This is a genomic window from Paenibacillus thiaminolyticus, from assembly GCF_003591545.1.
GTDB classification, from domain to species: domain Bacteria; phylum Bacillota; class Bacilli; order Paenibacillales; family Paenibacillaceae; genus Paenibacillus_B; species Paenibacillus_B thiaminolyticus_A.
Window position 1 is genome coordinate 15,390 of sequence record NZ_QYZD01000033.1, and the last position, 22,126, is coordinate 37,515.

At 50.6% G+C, this 22,126-nt stretch carries 17 protein-coding genes, 1 pseudogene and 1 riboswitch; all 18 genes and pseudogenes read left to right on the forward strand.

The window, feature by feature from the left end:
* The first annotated feature begins 146 nt into the window (after positions 1-146).
* The 18 genes and pseudogenes from DQX05_RS24495 to DQX05_RS24585 all read left to right on the forward strand — a co-directional run bounded on the left by DQX05_RS24495 (position 147) and on the right by DQX05_RS24585 (position 22,121).
* A complete protein-coding gene (locus DQX05_RS24495) occupies positions 147-1,106 on the forward strand; it encodes an ABC transporter permease (RefSeq protein WP_119795975.1) in 960 nt (319 codons plus the stop codon).
* A gap of 16 nt (positions 1,107-1,122) precedes the next feature.
* Positions 1,123-2,025 (forward strand): carbohydrate ABC transporter permease, encoded by a 903-nt coding sequence (locus DQX05_RS24500; RefSeq protein WP_119795976.1) that lies wholly within the window; start codon positions 1,123-1,125, stop codon positions 2,023-2,025.
* A 118-nt stretch (positions 2,026-2,143) separates the two neighbouring features.
* Positions 2,144-3,736, forward strand: a complete 1,593-nt coding sequence (locus tag DQX05_RS24505; protein ID WP_119795977.1) for a type 2 periplasmic-binding domain-containing protein — start codon at positions 2,144-2,146, stop codon at positions 3,734-3,736.
* A gap of 358 nt (positions 3,737-4,094) precedes the next feature.
* Positions 4,095-4,640, forward strand: a pseudogene (locus DQX05_RS24510) (glycoside hydrolase family 3 N-terminal domain-containing protein); the annotation flags it as partial.
* Positions 4,641-4,737: 97 nt separating this feature from the next.
* Positions 4,738-8,109, forward strand: coding sequence for a GH36-type glycosyl hydrolase domain-containing protein (locus DQX05_RS24515; protein WP_119795978.1), 3,372 nt, complete (start codon positions 4,738-4,740; stop codon positions 8,107-8,109).
* Positions 8,110-8,199: 90 nt separating this feature from the next.
* Positions 8,200-9,165, forward strand: coding sequence for a LacI family DNA-binding transcriptional regulator (locus DQX05_RS24520; RefSeq protein ID WP_119795979.1), 966 nt, complete (start codon positions 8,200-8,202; stop codon positions 9,163-9,165).
* A gap of 241 nt (positions 9,166-9,406) precedes the next feature.
* Positions 9,407-10,219, forward strand: coding sequence for a hypothetical protein (locus tag DQX05_RS24525; RefSeq protein WP_119795980.1), 813 nt, complete (start codon positions 9,407-9,409; stop codon positions 10,217-10,219).
* Between the two features lie 350 nt (positions 10,220-10,569).
* Positions 10,570-11,172: an AraC family transcriptional regulator gene (locus DQX05_RS24535; protein ID WP_119795982.1), complete on the forward strand. Its 603-nt coding sequence runs from the start codon at positions 10,570-10,572 to the stop codon at positions 11,170-11,172.
* Positions 11,173-11,307: 135 nt separating this feature from the next.
* Positions 11,308-12,846, forward strand: a complete 1,539-nt coding sequence (gene guaA, locus DQX05_RS24540; protein ID WP_119795983.1) for a glutamine-hydrolyzing GMP synthase — start codon at positions 11,308-11,310, stop codon at positions 12,844-12,846.
* A 128-nt stretch (positions 12,847-12,974) separates the two neighbouring features.
* The gene (locus DQX05_RS24545) at positions 12,975-13,691 is read left to right on the forward strand and encodes a stalk domain-containing protein (protein WP_397335983.1); all 717 of its coding nucleotides are present in this window, start codon (positions 12,975-12,977) and stop codon (positions 13,689-13,691) included.
* Positions 13,692-13,965: 274 nt separating this feature from the next.
* On the forward strand, positions 13,966-14,295 hold the full coding sequence (locus tag DQX05_RS24550) for a circular bacteriocin, circularin A/uberolysin family (protein ID WP_220483256.1): 330 nt from the start codon (positions 13,966-13,968) through the stop codon (positions 14,293-14,295).
* Positions 14,296-14,431: 136 nt separating this feature from the next.
* Complete coding sequence (locus tag DQX05_RS24555; protein WP_119795985.1) at positions 14,432-16,195, forward strand: hypothetical protein; 1,764 nt, start codon at positions 14,432-14,434, stop codon at positions 16,193-16,195.
* Positions 16,192-16,734, forward strand: coding sequence for a stage II sporulation protein M (locus tag DQX05_RS24560; protein WP_119795986.1), 543 nt, complete (start codon positions 16,192-16,194; stop codon positions 16,732-16,734). The genes DQX05_RS24555 and DQX05_RS24560 overlap by 4 nt, the downstream gene beginning before the upstream one ends.
* Before the next feature lie 18 nt (positions 16,735-16,752).
* Entirely contained in the window at positions 16,753-17,304 is a 552-nt protein-coding gene (locus DQX05_RS24565) for a hypothetical protein (protein ID WP_119795987.1), read from the forward strand.
* Entirely contained in the window at positions 17,294-18,016 is a 723-nt protein-coding gene (locus DQX05_RS24570) for an ATP-binding cassette domain-containing protein (protein WP_119795988.1), read from the forward strand. Before DQX05_RS24565 ends, DQX05_RS24570 begins: the two co-directional genes overlap by 11 nt.
* A gap of 271 nt (positions 18,017-18,287) precedes the next feature.
* Positions 18,288-18,388: riboswitch (purine riboswitch) on the forward strand.
* Positions 18,389-18,639: 251 nt separating this feature from the next.
* Positions 18,640-20,037, forward strand: coding sequence for an NCS2 family permease (locus DQX05_RS24575; RefSeq protein WP_119795989.1), 1,398 nt, complete (start codon positions 18,640-18,642; stop codon positions 20,035-20,037).
* Positions 20,038-20,145: 108 nt separating this feature from the next.
* Positions 20,146-21,198 (forward strand): ABC transporter substrate-binding protein, encoded by a 1,053-nt coding sequence (locus tag DQX05_RS24580; RefSeq protein ID WP_119796007.1) that lies wholly within the window; start codon positions 20,146-20,148, stop codon positions 21,196-21,198.
* Between the two features lie 101 nt (positions 21,199-21,299).
* Entirely contained in the window at positions 21,300-22,121 is an 822-nt protein-coding gene (locus tag DQX05_RS24585; RefSeq protein ID WP_119795990.1) for an ABC transporter permease, read from the forward strand.
* The last annotated feature ends 5 nt before the right edge of the window (positions 22,122-22,126 follow it).

Consider the following 22,126-nt stretch of genomic DNA (forward strand, 5'->3'; position numbering starts at 1 on the left):
GGCTCAACGACACTGCGAATGCCAACGAACATCCACGTCGTCTATCCCCTGGAGTCCCCGCTTCGGTCAGGCAGCACGCTGTACCTGCTGCACGGGGCGGGGAACAATTGTGAGGACAAGAATGAGGGAGAGAGAGGAGATGCAATTTGAAAGCCACCGCTTTAGATCCAGACGGACATGGGAAAGGACATTCGAAATTCGGAAGCCTGCTTGCGCAGCTATGGAAGAACAGAATGGTATATACGCTGCTTCTTCCCGGATTGATATGGCTGCTGCTGTTCGCCTACTTGCCGATGGGCGGCCTCTCGCTCGCCTTCAAGGATTACAAGGCGAATCTCGGAATATGGGGCAGCCCGTGGGTCGGATTCGAGAATTTCAAGTACGTGTTTCGCGATCCGGCGTTCATCGACGCCTTATGGAGAACGCTGTACATCAATATTATTAAGCTCGTCATTCAGTTCCCGTTTCCGATTCTGCTCGCGCTGATGCTGAACGAGCTGCGGATGCGGCGGACGAAAAAAATCTTCCAGACGGTCTTTACGTTTCCTCATTTCCTGTCCTGGATTATCGTATCCGGCGTCGTCATCAATGTGCTGGCGTATGACGGGCTCGTGAACAGCGCCTTGGCGCTGCTCGGCTTGCCGACGATCAATTTCCTCGGATCGGAGGAGATGTTCGTTCCGATGCTGCTGCTCACGGATATTTGGAAGTCGACCGGATGGGGCGCGATCATCTATTTGGCTGCGATATCCGGGATCGACCAGGATCAGTACGAGTCGGCCCAGATCGACGGCGCGTCGCGCATGCAGCAGATGTTCCGGATTACGCTGCCGAACATTTTGCCTACCGTCACCATCATGTTCATTTTGTCGGTGGGAGGCCTGATGTCGTCGGGCTTCGACCAGATTTTCAACTTGGCGAACGCGGCGACGAAGAACGTGTCGGAAGTATTGGATGTGTATATTTACCGGATTACGTTCCAGTCTTCGACGGACTTCTCGTTTTCCACGGCGGTCAGCCTGTTCCGTTCTCTCATTAATATGATTCTGCTGCTTCTGGCGGACAGGGTGGCCAAATTGCTGGGCGGAGACGGTCTGTTCCGATAAGAGAGGGGTGCAAGGGATGAGCAAGACAGCTGCCAAGCCGCGTAAGTTCCGCATCGGAAAAATGACGGCGCTCGATTACGTTATTTTCTTCCTGTTGCTTCTATTCGCCTTATTGATTCTGATTCCGTTTTGGAATGTCATCATGATTTCCTTCTCGACGCCGAAGGAATATGCGGATAATCCGCTGATGATGTTCCCGAGAAATCCGACCTTGGCTTCCTATAAAGCGCTGTTCGAGGACGGAAGTATTTTGACGGGCTACTGGAATACGTTCAAGCTGCTTATCGTAGGTTTGCCGCTTAGTCTTTTCTTGACGAGCAGCATGGCTTATGCGCTCAGCAGAAGCAAGTTCCCGGGCAAGAAGATCATCTTCTTCCTCGTGCTGTTCACGATGATCTTCAACGGCGGCATCGTGCCGCTCTACCTGATTATGAAATCGCTCCACCTGACAGGCTCGCTGTGGTCCGTCATCCTGGCAGGCAGCTTCAGCGCATTCAACATGATATTGATGATGAACTACTTCCAGAGCCTGCCTGAATCACTGATGGAATCCGCAAGGCTGGACGGAGCGGGCGAATGGAGAATTCTCTTCTCCGTTGTCCTGCCGCTGGCGGCGCCGATAATGGCGACCATTACGCTCTTCTATGGCGTCGCATACTGGAACAGCTGGTACGACGCGATGATTTTCCTGCGCAAGGCGGACCAGCTTCCGCTGCAAAACGTACTGCGAACGATCATTGTCGAGTCGCAAACCAACGTCTCGAACGCTTCCAGCGTTGATGCGGTCGGCAAGCAAGCTTTTTCAACGGGGATGAAAATGGCTGCGGTCTTCGTGACGATGGTGCCGATTATGTGCTTCTTCCCGATGTTGCAAAAGCATTTCGCTAAAGGGGTGTTAACAGGGGCCATCAAGACCTGATAACTACTTATAGAGGTAGTTCCAAAAAGCTCGCTTTTGATCACGAACCCGAACTTTTTGAACACTCACAAAATTAGATTTTTGCACGAAAAATCTAAAATCACGGGGGAGACATCCAATGAAAACGAACAAAAAGCTGTCGGTAAAATCTGTTCTGGCTATCGCATTATGCGTGGTCATGCTGATGGTGACTGCTTGCTCGAAACAGGAAGCGCAAGGCGGCAATGAGAAGGACGGCGACGGAAGCTACAAAGACAAGCTGACCATTTCCGTGGCGAGCACGATTCAGCTTAAAGACGGCCAGCTCGACAATGAGTTCCACAAGTTCTGGATGGACAAGTTCAACATCGATTGGGACTACAACTTCATCGAATGGGATTCTTGGGGCGAGAAGCTGCGGCTGTGGATCAACTCCGGCGACCTGCCTGACGTTGCGACCTGGAACTACATTCACGGCGATGCGATGAATTATATCGACCAAGGGCTTCTCTACAAATTCCCGGATGACTGGAAGGAGCGTTGGCCGAACGGGGCGGCGGCTTACAAGCTGACGGGTCTGGGCGAGAAGCTGGAAGAGCTGACGGGCGGCACCTATGTGCTGCCGCGGCCGGTCTACTACGAGAATAAGCCAGCCGATCCGCTGGTGAACCAGATCGGCGTCATCGCGCTGCGCAAAGACTGGGCGGAAGCGGTCGGCTTCGATTTGAAGGACGTATATACGACAAGCGAGTTGATGGAATACGCCAAGCTGGTGAAGGAGAAGGATCCGGGCAAGGTCGGATCGAACCTGGTGCCGATTTCTTATAATGCCGGCGACGCGCTGACGAATATTATCATGCCGAACAGCGAGCACTCCCGCGTCGAGTCCGCGTTCTACAAAGCCGAGGACGGCAAATATCATTGGGGGCCTGCCGATCCGGCAACGCTGACCGGTCTGAAGCTGATGCAGAAGGCATATAAGGAAGGACTGCTCCATCCGGAGTTCTACACCTGGAAGAACAGCGAAGGCAGCGACAATTTCCGGGTGAAGGGCACCGCCGCGATTACGAGCCTTGGCGGTCTGGCGTCGTACAGACAAGACGTGGATAAGGCGATGAAGAAAAATTTCGGCGTAGAGAGCGACGAAGTCGTTCATACCGCGATCGTGCTTGGCGACGACGGCAAGTACCGCAACCTGGAGCAAGTCAATTTCTGGTCTGCGCTCATTTTCTCGCCGGATATTAGCGAGGAGAAATTCGAACGCATCATGGATCTGCTGGATTATTCGACGGCGCAAGAGGGACAAATGCTGCTCAATATGGGCTTCGAGGGCAAGGATTGGGAATACGGCGACAACAAAGAACTCGTCAGCCTGCTGCCGGAAGGCACGTCCCTGGAAGACAAGTATCCAAGCCGCTTCGAAGGGTTGTACCTTCTGGGCGATGACTTCAGCATGATCAACCCGGCGATCAAGAAGGAATATCGCGACAGAGCGATCCTTCATTATCAGAACAAAGCCAAGCTCGGCAAAGAAGGCGGCAAGCTGGCCGAGTACGATTGGACGGGTCAACTGTACGATTCTAAAGCCAAAAATCAGGCGACCTTCAACTATGAGTCGGAATATACGAACCTGATTCTGCAAAATGGCGATCTGGAAGCGAACTGGAAGAAATGGGTGGACAGTAAAATGCCGCTTGTCCAACCGGTTCTCGATGAACTGAACCAACAATAAAACAAACAACAAGAGCTAAGCATGTAGCTGCAAGTGAAGTTGGCCCGAGGCGTTCCGCCAGCGGTCCGAGCCGATGGAACCCGGTATGCAGGAAGTACGGTGCAGCCGGGTTCTTCCCTTCATCGTCCAGCTCTTCTGAATGAGGAATGTGCATAACTGCAGCAGCGGAGGATTTCCTGCGCTGGTGTATGACCTGGGGGGGGGCTGGCGCCGATGATTGTGCTGCTATCATTCCGGTTATGCATGCTCCTGAGAAAGGAGAAGGAATCTGGCAGTGATTCAATTTTGAAAATCGATTTTTTTTCCGGCAAAAAACAATGAACACGTCCTTATAAATGAAGCAATGGAGGAACGAAATATGGACAACCCGCACTTAACCGCCCTGTTGCAGCAAATGACGTTGGAAGAGAAAGTCGCGCAATTGCTGCAGCTTACGGCCCATTTTCATGAAGGCGCAGAGAGCGAAGGACAAGTAACCGGCCCAATGGAAGAAATGGGGATCACCGAATCGATGGTGACCGCCAGAGGCTCCGTGCTTGGAGTGTCGGGCGCGCAGGCTGTCATTGACGTGCAGAGATCCTATTTAAGCAAAAGCCGGCTCGGTATTCCACAGCTGTTCATGGCGGATGTCGTGCACGGGTTTAAGACGATATTTCCGATTCCGCTCGCGATCGGCTGCTCCTGGGATGTGGACCTTGTCGAGAAAAGCGCCGCGGTGGCCGCCAAGGAATCTGCGATGGCAGGCATCCATGTTACCTTCGCGCCGATGGTGGATCTGGTTCGCGATCCGCGCTGGGGACGAGTGATGGAGACGACCGGGGAAGATCCGTATCTGAACAGCCTCTTCGCGCGCGCGTTCGTCCGCGGCTACCACGGCGGCAATCTGAAGGAGGATACCGATCGCCGTCCTCTTTTCTTATTAATATAGGAATTTGACATTCTCTAACATAGATGAATTGCTGCTCGATGCTGATGCAAGAGCTGGGAGGAATGACACACACATGACAACCATAGAGACATCCAAGACGTCCAAGCTTGATGTTCTGGCCGGCGATCTGCGCTTTACCTTTTGGGAGAGCGGGGATCTGTATCAGGCCGTAAGCGGCCGGACCGGCGGCCAGACGATGATCAATCAACTACTGGCAAGCCCGCTTGACGGGTCTTTGAACAATCTGTATCTCCGGATTCATGGAGAATCCGGCATCCGGTTCTATCAACTGCTCGGCGTTCACTCCGGCAGCACGGTTCGCGCCGGCGAAGGCCGTCTCGTCTGGGAGGGCGCGGCGGAAGGCGTCGCATATCGGGTGACGTTCGCGCCGATGAAGCAGGGTGTCTGGTTCTGGGACGTCGAGGCGCGCGGTGACGGCGTGAAGATCGACGTCATCTACGGCCAGGACATCGGCGTCGCCGATGCCGGTGCCGTGCGCAGCAATGAAGCGTATCTGTCGCAGTATATCGACCACGCCGTATTCGAGGACGAGGCGAAGGGCTATGTCGTCTGCTCGCGCCAGAACCAGCCGCAGGGCGGAGTGTTCCCGTACGTTCAGCAGGGCACGCTGACTGGTGCTGCCGGTTTTTCGACCGACGGATTCCAATTTTTTGGCCGCTCCTACAAGGAGACGAATATTCCGGCAGCCTTAAGCGAAGCTAAGCTGGCCAATGAAATCTATCAATACGAGTTCGCTTATACGGCGCTTCAATCACAGCTGGTAGCGCTCAGCGGCGAAGCCCGCTTCGTCTTCTACGGCCTCTTCAAGCCGGATCATGCGGCCGCCGTGACGGAGCTGGAATACGCGGATGAGGTGCAGGCGGCCTGGGAGGCGTATCTGTCCGCTGACGGGGCTGAGCCGCTGCGCGAGCTGCCCCCGGTTCGCCTGAAGCAGGAGATTGGCGAGCCGCTTCGCACCCTTTCCATGAAGGAGGAGGAAGTGAAGGCGCGCTTCCCCCGCATTCATCAGGAGGAGCGCGACGGGCAAGGGCAACTGCTGGCCTTCTTCACGGACACGTATGAGCATGTCGTACTGAAGGAGAAGGAACTGCTTGTCGAACGCCCGCACGGGCATATCCTGATGAGCGGCCGCAGCGTGAAGCTGGGAGCCGACGTCCTGACGACCACTTCCTATATGTACGGGCTGTTCAATTCCCATGTGGTGGTCGGGAATACGAATTTCAACAAAATGATGAGCAATGCCCGTAACCCGCTCAACGTGCCGAAGACGGCCGGGCAGCGCATTTACGTAGAGCGGGAAGGCAAGTACCGGCTGCTCGCGATGCCTTCGCTGTTCGAGATCGGATTTAACTATGTACGGTGGTATTACAAAACGGAAGACGACATGCTGATCATTACGAACGTCACGGCGGCGGATGCGCCGGAGGTGCGCTTGCATGTGCGCGCGGAGAGCGGCAAGTCTTACCGCTATCTGGTGACGAATCAGGTCACGATGCATGTCAATGAGTATGAACTTCCGGTACAGATGAGCAACGACCATGGCAAGCTGATCTTCTCCGCGGCTCCCGCTTCGCTTAGCGCAGGCGTCTACCCGAAGCTGCAGTACCGCCTGTGGGTGGAAGGCGCAGACGCCGCTGTCGGCGACGAGACGGCGCTGGCCGACGGCATCTGTTCCGGCGACGCTTCCCTTGTGACGCTGCAGCTGGACGCGAGCCCGGAGTGGACGCTGACGATGCAAGGGCAGCTTGACGGAGAGGAGTCTGCCCGGTCTTCGCGCAGCATGGAGGAAGAGATTGCGGATTATCGCGAATTTTTCGGAGAGACGATGAACGGATTCCGGCTGTCGCGCGGCGGAGAGAGCGCGGAAGATCTTTTCAAGGTGAACGCCCTCGCTTGGTGGTACACGCATAACATGCTTGTCCATTACGCGGTTCCGCATGGGCTGGAGCAGTATGGCGGCGCAGCCTGGGGAACCCGGGACGTGTGTCAGGGACCGGTCGAATATTTCATGGCGACGCAGAAATACGAGCAGGTGCGGGATATTTTGAAGATGGTCTATTCCCACCAGTATGAAGACGGTGGCAACTGGCCGCAATGGTTCATGTTCGACAAATATTTCGCCATCCAGCAGGAAGAGAGCCACGGCGACATTATTGTTTGGCCGCTGAAAGTTTTGGGAGATTATTTGACGGCTACCCGGGATTACAGTATTTTGGAGGAAAAGGTCCCTTATACCATCAAGCACCGGTTTGATTTCACCGAGCGCATGGCGACGATACGGGAGCATGCGACCAAGGAAATCGATTATATCCGCACTCATTTCTTGCATGATACGCACCTGTCCTCGTACGGAGATGGAGACTGGGACGACACGCTCCAGCCGGCGAATGCGCAGCTGAAGAAGTATATGGTCAGCAGTTGGACCGTCGCGCTGACATATCAGGCGCTGAACCAGCTCTCCCGCGCGCTGTTTCCGGCAGATCAAGCGCTTGCGGCCGAGCTGCGGGAGATGGCGTCCGGCATCGCGCGGGACTACAACCGCTATATGCTGGACACGAAGATCATTCCGGGCTTCCTCTATATAGAGGAGCCGGAGCATGTGAAGCGGATGCTGCATCCGACGGATACGGACACCGGCATCCAATTCCGGCTGCTGCCGATGACGCGCAGCATTATCGCGGAACTGGTTGATCGGGAGCAGGCTGAGGCCAATTACCGCCTCATTAAGGACAAGCTGTTCTTCCCGGACGGCGTCCGCCTGATGAACCGTCCGGCCCAATACGCCGGCGGCGTCAGCACGCATTTCAAGCGGGCGGAACAGGCGGCCAACTTCGGCCGCGAGGTCGGGCTTCAATATGTGCATGCGCATATCCGCTATGTGGAAGCGATGGCGAAGCTGGGGCATGCGGATGACGTGTGGAACGGCTTGGAGATGGTTAATCCGGTCGGCATTTACGAGGTCGTGCCGAACGCGGAGCTCCGCCAGAGCAATGCCTACTTCAGCAGCTCCGACGGCAAATTCAATACCAGATATGAGGCTCAGGCTCATATCGACGCGCTGCGCGGCGGGCAGGTTCCGGTAAAGGGAGGCTGGAGAATCTACTCCAGTGGACCGGGAATCTACATGAATCAGCTTATCTCCCACGCGCTTGGAATCCGGCAGGACGGCGGCGATCTCGTGATCGATCCGGTCCTTCCGGCCGGGTTGGACGGGATGCAGTTCGACTTCCGCTTCGCCGGGGCGAAGGTGACCTTCATCTATCGCATAACGGATGGAGCGGTCAGCCGTGTCGTGATGAACGGGAAGCCGCTGCATGGCGAACGCGTATCCAATCCGTATCGCCAGGGCGGCCTGCGCGTGGCGAAGGCTGTCTTGGAACGCGAGATGAAGCCGGATCGGAACGTAGTCGAGATCTTTATGTAGTGGCGCTGCCGGATGTTACAATAGGGTTAACATTACCATTCGTAATTAATGTATTGAAGGACTGGTGACCCAACAGAGGAGCGAGGACAAGTGGTTAGTATCAAGGATATCGCTAAAAAAGCCGGAGTTTCGATCTCAACGGTATCTTATGCTCTTAACGGCAGCAGCAAAGTGACGGACGAGACAAGCGCTAAAATATTGGAGATTGCCAGAGAACTGAACTATGTGCCCAATGCTGCCGCAAGAACATTGAAGAAGAGGGAGTCGAAGATTGTAGGCGTGTTCCTGACGGACTTCAAGGGGGATGTATACGGAGAGCTTCTCGATGGAATGAAGGAAGTCTGCAACGCGCAGGGCTATGATCTGATCGTGTGCAGCGGGAAGCAGTCCCATCGCATGCTCCCCGAGCGGATGATTGATGGCGCCATTATTTTGGACCAGACATTTTCAAGTGAAGAACTGATTCAATACGCGGACCGCAATCATCGCATCGTCGTGCTGGACCGGGAGCTGGAACATCCGAATATTAATCAGGTGCTGCTGGACAACAAGGCGGGAGCGACGCTGGCGACGGAATATTTGGTCGAGCGGGGCCATAAGAAGATTTATGTCGTGACGGGTCCCGAGGGATCATACGATTCCAATCAGCGAATGAAGGCCGTGAAGCTGGTCGCGAACCGGGCCGAGGATGTGGAATGGATCGAGATTCCGGGCAATTTCAAAAAGAGCGGCGGAGAGCGTGCCGCAGATCAGATTATACAGGAGTATACAGAGCCGGCAGCCGTCTTCTGCCTTAATGATGACATGGCGATCGGACTGTGCGACCGATTGGCCGACACTGAGTACCGGATCGGCGAGCATATCCATGTTATCGGCTTCGACAACATTGAGCTTACCCGTTACATGCAGCCGCGTCTCGCCACGATCGATTATTCCAAGCATAAATGGGGCGCGCTGGCCTCGGAGCAGCTCATCAAAATTATTTCCGGGGAAAAGGTGGAGCATGAACGGATTTACGTGACGCTCGTGGAAGGGGAGTCCGTCAGCAGGGGATGATGGGGCTCTGTGAGTGTCAAGTTTTGAACCAATTCAAGTAGGGAGTAACGAGGAAGCACCTCGCGATAAGCTCTTGGCTTATCATGGGGTGCTCCTTTTTTATGTAGTCACTTTGGATCTTTTTACATGGGAAAAGTAAAAAAAAAGAAATTAGATAATTTTGTATTCCCTTATATTCTTTATATTGGTATTATTGTAAATGTAATGTTTTTTTTTAATAAAAAGGAAGAGGGTGTTTGATTTGAAGATTTTCAAGAAAATGCTGGCGGTATTATTGTCAATGGCAATTATGATTGTTTTTTTACCAACACCAACATTTGCAGACAATGTTGAGGAGAACTACAATACGATCCGGACGAACGTAGTTGACGAAAATTTCAATATTGTTGGAACGAAAATTTCTGCATTCTCTACTGCAACGGTTGAAAATGACGGAGTTAAAACCATTAAAATTCGTGAATCCACCCGTTATCAATTTTTTACTCAACAAGAACGTTTTAAGAGATTATTCAGAGATGCTCATAATGAAAGCGTTATAGAAATTACGGAGGACGGTAAATATTATATTGACGGAGATCAACTGTCTGATGAAGAGCTGAATGCAGAAGTTAATTACGGATCAAATCATTATAGTTTTAGGACGGCCAGCCGGGTTGAATCAGGGGGGCGAGAAGACTTTACATACTACACGAATATGGGGATATCCCCTTACAATTACTTTAAGTGTCTTGCCCGCGAAACATCAAACAATATTTTTATGGACAGTCCTAGGGGCGGTAAGATTACAAAATGGTTATATTCGGGTAGCGATTTGTCTGATTTCAAAATGTATGCCAATAATGTTGCTGCAGCGAGAAGCGCGATAGATATAGCTGCTTCTACTCTAGTTGCAGAGGGAGTTTTAACAGTGGTGACTGGTGCTGCTATCCTTGGGTTAATTGGTTCAGTTCCTTTAGCATTAACCATTTATGAGAATTCGAATAGCGGTAATGAAGCAATGCGAAATGCCTACAATCTTTTAGAAGGAGCCGATGGATACCAGCCATCCAGTTAAATACAATGAATAGATTTAAAGTTATCAAATATTTGGCCGCATTCGGGGTTTTTCTCTGTGGAGTGGCAATACTTTTAAGTAAAGAGAACAAAGCGAAAGCGATGTATATGGGCATTATGCTGCTCATCTCGTCTTTCGGTGTCTTCAATGAGGCCATCGCGTTGCGCGTTAAGAAAGAGAATAAAGCAATGGAAGTGACTGCATATATAATTGGCTCGTTGGTTTTTATTCTTGCATGGCTCATTTTGCTAGGCCTCTTTCACGGGTTTTGATTGTGTCCCAGAGGCAGGTTGCGATTCCGTTCGCGGCCTGCTTTTTTCTTTTCTCCACCCCGGAGACGCGTTCTTTCGTTGAAGCCGCCGCTGGAAGAAGTGCATAAGCTGGCGAACATGCTGGGCACCGATCACGATAAGGAATTGCGCGACTTGCTATATGATCTGTTCGATCAGGATAAGCTGATCGAGTACGGTATCGCCTATCTGGAGGAGCTGCGCGGCCTGGTTAACGGGCAGGTCATCGACGACGTGTTCCGCGTGTACGGGGCTGCTCCGGCGGATTTGCTGGCCGGCTCACGCGGTGTCTGCGCCATGTTCCGGTTCAGCGACGCGCAGACTAACGTGAAGGCGCTGGAGCAATTCCTGCTCAATCTGAGCCGCAATGTGTCCAAAGTGCGTCAGGCCCATTCGGGGCGGGAAGAGATGAAGGAAGCGATCTTCTATATTCGGGAGCACTGCGGCAAGCCACTGACGCTGACGATGGCGATGGTGCCGAATCATGTCTCGCTCAGCTACACGTACGTATTTCAGCGAGGCGTTCAAGCAGTACACAGCTTCGTGAACGATGTCAAAAAGTTGCGGCTGGAGGAAGCGAAGCGGATGCTTGATAGACGACAAAATTGCGGACATCAGCCGCCAGGGTTACGAGCATGTCAAGCAACTTTACCGCGTTTTTAAGGAGTTGGAAGGAATTACTCCGCTCGAAGATCGGGGGAAACAAAAAAGTGAGCGCTTTCGCGGAAGTATTGCGGATTGACTCGGCTTTTGTCGGTTCGTTATAATTATGAGCAATATGGTTTGGGAGGCTCGGCAATGACACAGCCACATGAAATGATCGTCGTCCTTGATTTCGGAGGACAGTATAACCAGCTTATCGCGCGCCGTATTCGGGACTTGGGGGTATACAGCGAGCTCATTCCTTACAATACCCCCGTGGAGAAGATCAAGGAACTGAACCCGAAAGGGATCGTGTTTTCCGGCGGCCCTGCTAGCGTATACGAGGAGAACTCGCCGTTGGTCGATGAGGGCGTCTATGAATTGGGCATTCCGATTCTTGGCATTTGCTATGGCATGCAGATGATGTCCCATCAATTGAAAGGCAAGGTCGAACGCGCAGGCAAGCGTGAATACGGCAAGGCCGAAGTCGTCTTCCAGCCGGGATGCGGTCTTGTCGGCAACCTGGATCCGAACCAGACGGTATGGATGAGCCATACGGACCTGGTCGTCGAGCTGCCGGAAGGCTTCCGCATCGATGCCGGCACGGAGCATGCGCCGATTGCGGCCATGAGCCACCCGGAGAAAAGCTTCTATGCGGTGCAGTTCCATCCGGAAGTGCGCCATTCCGTACACGGCAACGAAATGATCAAAAACTTCCTGTATGAGGTGTGCGGCTGCCACGGAGACTGGACGATGGAATCGTTCATCGAGGATAAGATTCGCGAGATTCGCGAGATGGTCGGCGACAAGAAGGTGCTGTGCGCCTTGAGCGGCGGGGTCGATTCCTCTGTCGTCGCAGCACTGATTCACCGCGCCATCGGCGATCAGTTGACGTGCATGTTCATCGATCACGGTCTGCTCCGCAAGGATGAAGCCGAAGGCGTCATGGAGACGTTCGTCGGCAAGTTCGACATGCATGTGGTCAAGATCGACGCGCGCGAGCGCTTCTTGGGCAAGCTGGCCGGCGTGTCCGATCCGGAGCGGAAGCGGAAGATTATCGGCAATGAGTTCATCTATTGCTTCGATGAAGAGTCGGCGAAGCTGGGAGAGTTCGATTTCCTGGCGCAAGGCACGCTGTACACCGATATCGTAGAGAGCGGAACGGCAACCGCGCAGACGATCAAGTCTCACCACAACGTGGGCGGCTTGCCGGAAGATATGAAGTTCAAGCTGATTGAGCCGTTGAACGCGCTGTTCAAGGATGAAGTGCGCAAGGTCGGCGAAGAGCTGGGCCTGCCGCGCGCTATCGTATGGCGCCAACCGTTCCCGGGGCCGGGGCTCGCGATTCGCGTGCTTGGCGAAGTGACGGAGGATAAGCTGAAAATCGTTCGCGAATCGGATGCGATTCTGCGTGACGAGATTGCCAAGGCGGGACTTGATAACGAGATTTGGCAATATTTCACCGCGCTGCCGGACATGAAGAGCGTTGGCGTCATGGGTGACGCCCGCACATATTCGTACACGGTCGGCATTCGTGCAGTTACGTCCATTGACGGGATGACTGCCGATTGGGCGCGTATTCCGTGGGATATTCTCGAGAAGATCTCGGTTCGGATCGTGAACGAGGTCGACAACGTCAACCGGATCGTCTACGACATTACGTCGAAGCCGCCGGCGACGATTGAATGGGAGTAAGAGCTCGGCAAGTCACTGCTGGACGCCTTCGTTCCATGTGGAACGAAGGCTTTTTTTCCATATCTGGGCGGTGATTGGGTGCGCCCAACGATATACTGTCTAGAATACATATGGATAACGAAAAAAGAATGCGGACAACGAATTGTCAAAGGAGGCCCCATGTAATGAAAAAGAAAGCAGTAGTCACGATTACGGCGGCTGCGATGGCATTCGGCATTGTCGCCGGCGTCAGCGCCGCTCCGGTATTGGAGAAGATTAGCGCGCAGCTGAACTGGTCCATCAAGTTCCAGGTGAACGGGAAGGAATGGAAGGCGCAGGACAGCGCCGGCAACAAGCTGGCGCCGATAACATACGGCGGAACCACCTACCTCCCGGTGCGGGCGGTAGCCATTGCGCTGGGCACGGCCGTCGAGTATGACTCGAAGAACCAGACGATTTATTTGGGAGAAAAATCAAGCACGACACCGATTACTTCCGACAAAATCAAGCTCAGCTACTCCTCGATGTCGACGAAAGACAAGCAATATACGGTTCAGGGCGGAGTCGATTACGGTTCCGGCATCGTGCTCGATGATCTGAACTCGGCTGCGAAGTCGTTCGAGCTCCAGCCGGAAAATAAATATCAGAAGCTGGACTTGAAAGTCTTCGTGCTCAACGTTGAAGGCGAAATCGACGTCAAAGTATACGATGACAGCGACATCGTGCTCAAGCATGTCAAGCTGTCGGCACAGGACAAAATCCAGGATATCTCCGTGGATATTGGCGGAAGCAAGAGCATCCGGATCGAAGGCAAGACCCCTGTATTCGACAAAGGAAAAATTTTTGTAACCGGAAATTATCGGTAAGCATTATATATGCACCACAGTTAGAAGATGATCCCTATATTTGGTTAGGGGTCATCTTTTTTAATTCTTCCCCTTTTTTGCTGTTTCAGCATATTGTTACTTTAGATGTGCAATACGTAAAATATGTATAGTCATAGAATTTATATATAAAAAAAGTTTTATTGACAAAACGTGGGTTGGCGTTATAATAAATATGGGTGCACCCTATATCTGGAAATTGATAGACGACGTATATTACCGCGATGTACAAAATCATGAAAGGGGATTCATGAACATGACAAATGTATTTTTGAAGAAAAGTAAGTTCGTTCAGCTCTCATTGTTGTTGATTGGTAGTTCAGCTTGTTTGGCCTTGTATTTCGGCATGGTAAGCATGCTGCCGGTTGCGGACATGGTCAAGGAGTTTGGTGTGCCTGCCGTCGCCGCCGGGGCAGTTGTGAAAATTCTTGAGGGAGTAGATTGGCTCATTACGGGAGCCGCTATTCTTGCGGCGATCGGAACAGGCGGGGCATCGCTGGTTGCGGCTGCCGGCAAGGAATCGCTCAAAGCGTTCCTGAAGCGGAAATTCGGAGAAATGGGCAAAAAAGCATTTATTGCCTGGTAATCACCGCTAGAAACTGATGCAGTGAAATTTATTGTTCAATACGTAAGCTAGAGGTCTGTCCGGTAAGCGCTACAATAATACATATCTTCCCTGGAAGCCTATCGGACAGACCCCCTAGACAGGGGGCTGAACAGAAATGAACTTTTTGTTGCCATTCAGCATGCTCTTAGTATTGCATCTTAAAATTAGAATCGCAGGGCAATTTTCGCTATTGTTATCAACCGCCTTCAAATTTTTAAACAGATGGAGCAGGACGAAAGCATACCTTCTTTTTTTAACTATTAAATTTGTACTTTCATTTTTTTTCATATGGGCATTGTGGAATTTTGTATACAATGAACAATATGCTTTTTACTGGAGCGCCTCCATTTTTTTGTTTTTTCTATTTTACCCTGCTATCGTTGGAATGTCTGCTTGGAGAAGAACGCATATGCCCGTATATGAAGAACTGTTATTATCTTCTCCCAGAAGTGAATCGTTCATCTTCGGTTTACTCGTGGCAGAGGAATTTATCTGGTCATTAATTAATAATATTGGTTTATATACGACGATGTTCGCCTTACTCATTCTCATACATGGACTTACGTTTATCGAGGCCGTGACAGGCGTTTTTTTTCTGCTTTGTCTTTCCTTTCTGCTGTTTATCATTAGCAACCGTCTTTTTGGAAGATACATAATCTACAAAATTTGCAAGCCTGTAGGATGGATAAGGTTTCTTTTTTACATCTTATTTAGCCTGATTTGTTTTGAGGCTGGTTTCCTCTTGATTCGATGGGTCCTCCCCTACATCCGCGCATTCAGAATGCATATTACATCGCTGCAGGCCTTAAACAGCGAGGAAATATGGAACCATCTGCTCACTTCCGTAGCTGCAGAATGGAGCACTGGCATGAATAGACTGTTGAACATTGTCTACGATTCCAAGTTGCCGCATGTATACCTGCATGAGCAGTTCCAGTCTCCTAATCTATTGCATTTGCTTGCGCTATGTGTGGGGTGTTCGATTCTTATTCCGACTATATGCAAACTCTTTCCTTATAAATACAATCAGTTGAAGCGAATAGAACACACAGATTTTCTCTCTTTCTATACTTCTCTTCTTCATTACTTTAACAACTTGGTTTATAGGAAGGATTACATGGTGGAGAGGGAAATTACAATGATGGGCAGAAACAGAGAGCATTTGGCCTCTGGGCTGTTTTCACTTGCGCTTGTTGAGACGGAAATCTTTTTTTATTCAGGAATTGCGGTCGGTCTAGTCTTGTCATTACAAAATGTTGGGTTTATTGTTTCTGTGATTTGTATCTTTACAATGTTAGCAGTCGCAAATCATGTTTCCGGCATTCGATCGGAATATCCTTTTTTATTCCTGCTTAGTGCGGAAGGGAAAAATGTAAATCTGATAAGACTATCCGGGAATTCTATCCGGCTCTTGTTTGAAGCAAAAATGAAGCTGATGAGATGTATGATGATAGTACCGGGATTGATTATCTTCATCATAAATTGCGTTCTTTGTGCGCTTCAAGGTTTTACGGTATCCTCCAGCCTATTTTTGATTATCTTGTCGGTTTCTTATTGGGCACTGCCGTTTTTTGAACTATATTCTACCCCTTTCATATCCAAATTCAATTTTAAAAGCATTCAAGAGATCGGTAAAACAAAAGAAGAACTGGAGCTTCGAGCACTAGTTGACACTGCTCCAAGGAGGTTCATTATTATGCCATTAATGCTTGTTTTATATTTTGGGGCATTTATAATACCATCCAAGATTTCAGACTTCCTTCCTTTTTTTATTGCAGTGTACTTCACGATAGTCAGTCTTGCTTTAATGCTCATGGCTAAAAAGATAACAGCCAGAGGCTTGAAAGAAATTGATAAGCGGGTGTGGCTCGAGACATGATCGCTCAATTGTATTCCAGGTGGAAAATATTATTTGCTATAAGTGCGGCTTTTTATGCGGCGGGAATTTTGGCGGGAATATTATCCGGGTCTGTTATGGATACTCCCAGTTTCGCGCCAATGGAATCCGGCATGTGGGACATTTTTAAGAATAATGTCGTTGTAGGTCTAATCATTATTTCATCCGGTCTAATCACTGGGGGAGTTTTATCATCGCTTATTATTCTCTGTAATGGGTATATCATTGGATATACAATTATAGGTGTCACGTCCAATTATGGGCTTAGACCGATTATGGAAGGGTTAGTACCGCATTTTTTTCCCGAATCTATGGCGCTCATGCTATGTGCCGCTATGGGATTCAGTTTCGGGAAATATTTGTTGTTATATATGAAAGGTGTGGAACATAGGCAAGGGGAACTTAGAACTGTCGCAAGGGATTGTATGGTGATATCAGCCTTATTTATCCTGCTGCTGCTGTTGGCCAGTTTCATTGAAGCACATGTCAGCGCAGTGATGCTTGAAGCCCAAGCCGGTTAAATGGAAGAGGGGGATAGTATGTACAAACTTTGGTTTCAACCCGGTTCCTTTTTACATCATCGAGATGTAAATCCGAAACATTTATTAGGATATAATTTAATATTGCTGTTTTTCTCTTCTCTTTTTCTCGGCCTAATCATGGTCAGGATGATGGATATTGAAGAAATAAGCAAAACGGTTACTTTCCTTGTTTTGGCAACTGTGTTGGTCATACCATTTTTTTATATTTTGAATTTCATATACACGATAATCGTTGCCTTGATTTGTTTAATTTTTCGGGTAGAAATCGTTTTATTGAAGACGTATTCAATTATTATAAGCGTAAATTCATTCCTGTTTATGTTTGGCGCCTTGCTTATTTGTTTACAAGTCACTTTTCACTATCCCATTGTCATTTTCGGATCGTTAGTTGGCAGCTGGGTAATTAGTTTTATGGCGGTTCGAGTATTTTATTACGGGCTTCATCAATATGTTGGATTGAATAAAGGCTTTTGTCTGTTTTTCTGCGGAATTGTCGCTGTAGTGGCTGTGATCACTAACTCGATAGGGGTAATCAGTTATGTATCCTAAACTCGAAATCGATGATTTGACTTTCTCCTACCGCCAAGAACCTGTTCTGGAACATTTATCTTTACGAATTTATCCAGGCGAGCGAGTATGCATCAAGGGGAAAAACGGCTCCGGGAAATCCACCCTGCTAAAGATTATTTCTGGACTCATTTATACGGAGGCGTCCATTCTATTCAATGGAATGCCTGTGAAAGACATGCGAGCATACAAGAAAAGGATCGCTTATATTTCTGATACACCTTACTTGTATGATCTGTTAACAGGAAGGGAAAACCTTGCATTCTTTTTGCACATGTGGGGGATAGAAGATAAACATTTATATTGGGAAAAAGCAGAGTCTTTGGCTGGGAAGTTCAATCTGACAGACGCATTGGATAAAACGGTCTCCAGCTATTCTTTAGGAATGAAACATAAGCTGTTTTTTATCGGTATGTATGCAAGAGAGACGGAAATATTTCTCTTGGATGAACCTTTATCGGCTTTGGATCAGGAATCTCAGCAGATTATGATTGATTTTTTGCTGCAATACAGTTATGAAGAGAGCAAATCCGTAATTTTCGTAAGTCATTTGCAGGATTTGGAGAAAACATTAGCAAATAGGATATATTACTTATCGGATAGACATTTGGTGGAAAAGGAGCGGAATAATGAGGAAAAAAATCTTTTATTTGATTCTGTGTGTTCTCTGCCTAGTGATTGTCGTCTATTATAAATTTTTTGCTGAAACTATAACCGCTCCAGAAAAGATCATATTCGGCGGGGCTATCGGAGTTGGCATCGTTTCGTTATTGAAATTTGTTCAGCAAATGAGACGATCTATTTAAAGAGCAAAGGGTTATCTTGACCGTCTACTAGACGGGAGGATGGGAGAAAGGCAACATTTTTATAGGTGGAAGAAAACACGAACGAATCATAACTTTGGTATATCAATGTTCGGATTTACCGTTGACAAAATTCGAGTGTAAGCTATACAATGAGTACGTAACCTCATACGTGCTCTTTTTCGTATAATCCCGGGAATTGGCCCGGGAGTTTCTACGAGATCACCGTAAATGATCTGGCTACGAAGGATTTTGGCACCGGACTGCGCATACGTCTGTCCGAACGATCTGCCCTGCCTGCTGCAGCGCGCTTTCCCATTGACAAGGGATGGAGCGCAGCGTTCAGGTGAATGACGGGTGCAGCTTGCCGACCTTATTAGCCGGAACTCGGGAGAATCTCCTGAGTTCTTTTTTTGTCCTTTGTAAGGGAAGGTGCTGCGGAAGCGGGAAGTGCGGCATTAGGTTACTCGGAACAGAGAGATGATTATTGAGTTCATAGGGAGGATGTAAACGCATGGATCGCTTCTTCAAAATTAAGGAGCAAGGGTCGACTGTAAGAACGGAAATAATGGCAGGGATTACGACCTTCATGACGATGGCATATATTTTGGCCGTCAATCCGAACATTTTGACCGCTTTCGGCAAGACTGGCATGGAATGGTATCCCGTCTTTCTCGCGACTGCGATTGCCGCTGGAATTTTCACGATTGCGATGGGGATTTTCGTCAACTTCCCGGTCGCGCTGGCGCCGGGGATGGGACTTAACGCATATTTCGCTACGGTCATCGTATCGACAGCCGGCTCGGATCACCCGATTACATGGCAGATGGCATTGACCGCCGTATTCATTTCCGGGATCGTGTTCTTCCTGCTGACCATCACGCATATTCGGCAGAAGCTGCTCGAAGCTGTGCCTGACGCGTTGAAGCATGCGATTACCGTCGGTATCGGATTATTCATTACGATTGTCGGCTTGAAGAACAGCGGCCTGCTGTCGGTATCTGTCGAAGCGGTGAACGACGTGCCCAGTGGGGTATTTACGCCGCTGCAAGGCTTCGAGACCGTATTCGGACTCGGAAGCTTCACCGACCCGAATGTGCTGCTCACCATTATCGGATTGGCGCTCATTTCGGTATTGATGATTTTGAACGTGCCGGGCGCGATTTTGTTCGGCATCATCGGAACGGCCCTGATTGCCATTCCGATGGGATTGATTGATTTCAGCTCCTTGCAGGGCGCTCAATGGGTGCCTGACTTGACGCAAATGACGGTGTTCGAATTCGACTTCGCCGGCATTATGGGCGTCGGCATTGTGTCGATTATTTTGACATTCACCTTCGTTGAGTTGTTCGATACCTTCGGAACGCTGGTCGGCACGGCGAACCGCGCCGGCTTCATGAAGAACCGCGAAGAAGGCAACAAGCGCGTCGGCAAAGCCATGTTCGTCGATTCCATCGCGGTCGGCGGGGGCGCCGTGCTCGGTACAAGCACCGTGACGGCCTTCGTCGAGAGCTCGGCCGGGGTAGCAGCCGGCGGACGCACCGGCTTGACCTCGGTCACGACGGGCATCTGCTTCCTGCTCGCCTTGTTCCTGGCGCCGGTCATTGCCCTCATTCCGGGACCGGCTACGGCGGCGGCGCTGATTGTCGTCGGGGTCCTGATGATGCAAGCCGTGCGCGAGATCAACTTCAATGACCTGGTTATCGGCATTCCGGCATTCATGACGATTACATTCATGCCGTTCACGTACAGCATCGCGAACGGAATTTCCTTCGGTATTCTCGGCTACGTGCTGCTGGCCTTCGTCGCGAACGTATTCGGCAAGGGAGAGCAGAAATATAAAATACATTGGCTGATGTGGATTTTGTTCGTTCTCGTCATTCTCCGCTACGTGTTCATGGGCGGACATTAATAGATTCAGCGCACCGGCGGCATGCATACGGCATCGTCCGTGCAGCAGACGTTATACCAGCTGTTCATTGGCTTCATCCAAGAATCGCATCCAGGAGGAACTGACTTCATGAAAAAACTCGCAACGACTCTCGCTATGATACTTGCCCTGGGCACGCTGCTCGCAGCCTGCTCCGGCAGCAACAATGCCGAAGGAGGCAAGGACAAGCCGACGGAATTGGTCATCTCGACATGGGGATTTGCCGAAGATGCAATGAAGAAGAACCTGTATGAGCCGTTCGAGAAGCAATACAATGTCAAGATCGTCACCGAGATTGGCAACAACACCGACCGCCTCAACAAGATTCGCCAGGGCAGCTCGAAGGTCGACCTGGTCTACTTGTCCGACTATTACGCGCTGCAGGGCATCGAGGAAGGGCTGTTCGAGAAAATCGACCGCAATAACATCCCGAATATCGACAACCTGTACGATATCGCCAAGGCCCCGCTTGGCCAAGACTATGGCCCGGCACATACAGTCGCGCAGCTCGGCCTCGTCTACAACGCGGATGAGGTGAAGGAGCCGGTGGAATCCTGGGAGGATCTGTGGAAGCCGGCCTTCCAGAACAAGCTCTCGCTGCCGAACATTACGATTACGACCGGCCCGATGCTGATCGACATGGCGGCCAAGCATGGAGGCAGCATGGATATGGCCACCGACGCGGCCTTCAAGGCGCTGAAAGAGATCAATCCGGGCGTCGTCAAATATTACTCCAAGTCGGCCGATCTCGTGAACATGTTCGCGCAGGGTGAGGTTGTCATCGCGCCGATGCAGGACACGTTCTATGGCAGTGTGTCGGAGGCGGTGCCGTCGGCCCAGTTCGTAACGCCGAAGGAAGGCGCGTATGCGCTGCTGAACACGGTCAATGTCGTCAAAGGATCGAAGAACAAAGAATTGGCTGAGAAATTCATCAACTGGCATCTGAGCCAGGAAGTGCAGCAAGCCAATGCGCTCGATCGGGTCGATTCCCCGACCAACAAGCTCGTTACCTTGACGGAAGAGCAAACCACAGGCATGACCTACGGTGCAGACGTCGTCGAGAACCTGAAGACATTGGATTTGCGCAAGGTGAATCAAGAGATGGCAGACTGGATCGACCGCTGGAACCGGGAGATCGAGTAGGCCGGGATGTATAGAAGGTAGGGAGGGCTGCTGGAATACGCACCCTCTTTTTTATTCCACCCTAGCGGATTACAAGCCAAGACAACAGGAGAACACAACCTATGAAAAAACGATTTTTGTGGCTGCTGCTGCTGCCGGGACTTCTGTTCCTTACCGTTTTTATGATTATTCCGATCTTTTTGACGATCGGGTCCACCTTTTTCAATGAAGGGCAGTTCACGATTCAAGGCTATGTCAAGCTGCTCGGTGATCCGTATATTTTGAAAATTTTGCTGACGACCCTGGAAGTCAGCCTTGTAACGACTGCCGTCTGCATCCTTATCGGCTTCCCGACGGCCTATTACATTTCCAAAAAGAAGGCCCGGGTCAAAGGCATTCTGCTGGCCCTGGCGCTGTTCCCGATGCTGACGAGCGCGATTGTCCGTTCGTTCAGCTGGATGGTCATTCTCGGCAAAAACGGGATTGTCAACAACCTGCTTACCGGCATCGGCCTTGTTGACGAGCCCTTGAAAATATTGTACACCCCGACGGCCATGATAATTGGCCTAATCCATCTGTTCCTGCCGCTCATGATCATCTCGCTCGTCGGGGTGATGGAGAACATCGACGGCGATCTGCTGCGGGCCTCCGAGAGTCTGGGCGCCTCGCGCCTCAAAGGCTTCATGAGAATCATCGTGCCGCTGTGCGTGCCCGGGCTCATCGTCGGCAGCATTCTCGTCTTCGTCGGCAGCCTGACGGCCTATACGACGCCGCAGCTGCTCGGCGGGAAGCAGCGCGTTATCGCCACGTTCCTATATCAGAACGCGATGACGCTCAATGATTGGACGATGGCATCCATTATCGCCACAGTGATGATTGTCGTCACGTTCATCATCATCGGATTGATGAACCAGCTAGCGCGCAAATTGAATCCGAAGGGGTAACGAAC

What these genes read in the sequence shown, in the direction of transcription:
- DQX05_RS24560 (WP_119795986.1), top strand. Translation starts at nt 16,192, where the DNA reads ATGATCGCTCAATTGTATTCCAGGTGGAAAATATTATTTGCTATAAGT.
- guaA (WP_119795983.1), top strand. Translation starts at nt 11,308, where the DNA reads ATGACACAGCCACATGAAATGATCGTCGTCCTTGATTTCGGAGGACAG.
- DQX05_RS24515 (WP_119795978.1), top strand. Translation starts at nt 4,738, where the DNA reads ATGACAACCATAGAGACATCCAAGACGTCCAAGCTTGATGTTCTGGCC.
- DQX05_RS24550 (WP_220483256.1), top strand. Translation starts at nt 13,966, where the DNA reads ATGACAAATGTATTTTTGAAGAAAAGTAAGTTCGTTCAGCTCTCATTG.
- DQX05_RS24555 (WP_119795985.1), top strand. Translation starts at nt 14,432, where the DNA reads ATGAACTTTTTGTTGCCATTCAGCATGCTCTTAGTATTGCATCTTAAA.
- DQX05_RS24580 (WP_119796007.1), top strand. Translation starts at nt 20,146, where the DNA reads ATGAAAAAACTCGCAACGACTCTCGCTATGATACTTGCCCTGGGCACG.
- DQX05_RS24500 (WP_119795976.1), top strand. Translation starts at nt 1,123, where the DNA reads ATGAGCAAGACAGCTGCCAAGCCGCGTAAGTTCCGCATCGGAAAAATG.
- DQX05_RS24545 (WP_397335983.1), top strand. Translation starts at nt 12,975, where the DNA reads ATGCGGACAACGAATTGTCAAAGGAGGCCCCATGTAATGAAAAAGAAA.
- DQX05_RS24505 (WP_119795977.1), top strand. Translation starts at nt 2,144, where the DNA reads ATGAAAACGAACAAAAAGCTGTCGGTAAAATCTGTTCTGGCTATCGCA.
- DQX05_RS24575 (WP_119795989.1), top strand. Translation starts at nt 18,640, where the DNA reads ATGGATCGCTTCTTCAAAATTAAGGAGCAAGGGTCGACTGTAAGAACG.
- DQX05_RS24585 (WP_119795990.1), top strand. Translation starts at nt 21,300, where the DNA reads ATGAAAAAACGATTTTTGTGGCTGCTGCTGCTGCCGGGACTTCTGTTC.
- DQX05_RS24565 (WP_119795987.1), top strand. Translation starts at nt 16,753, where the DNA reads ATGTACAAACTTTGGTTTCAACCCGGTTCCTTTTTACATCATCGAGAT.
- DQX05_RS24570 (WP_119795988.1), top strand. Translation starts at nt 17,294, where the DNA reads ATGTATCCTAAACTCGAAATCGATGATTTGACTTTCTCCTACCGCCAA.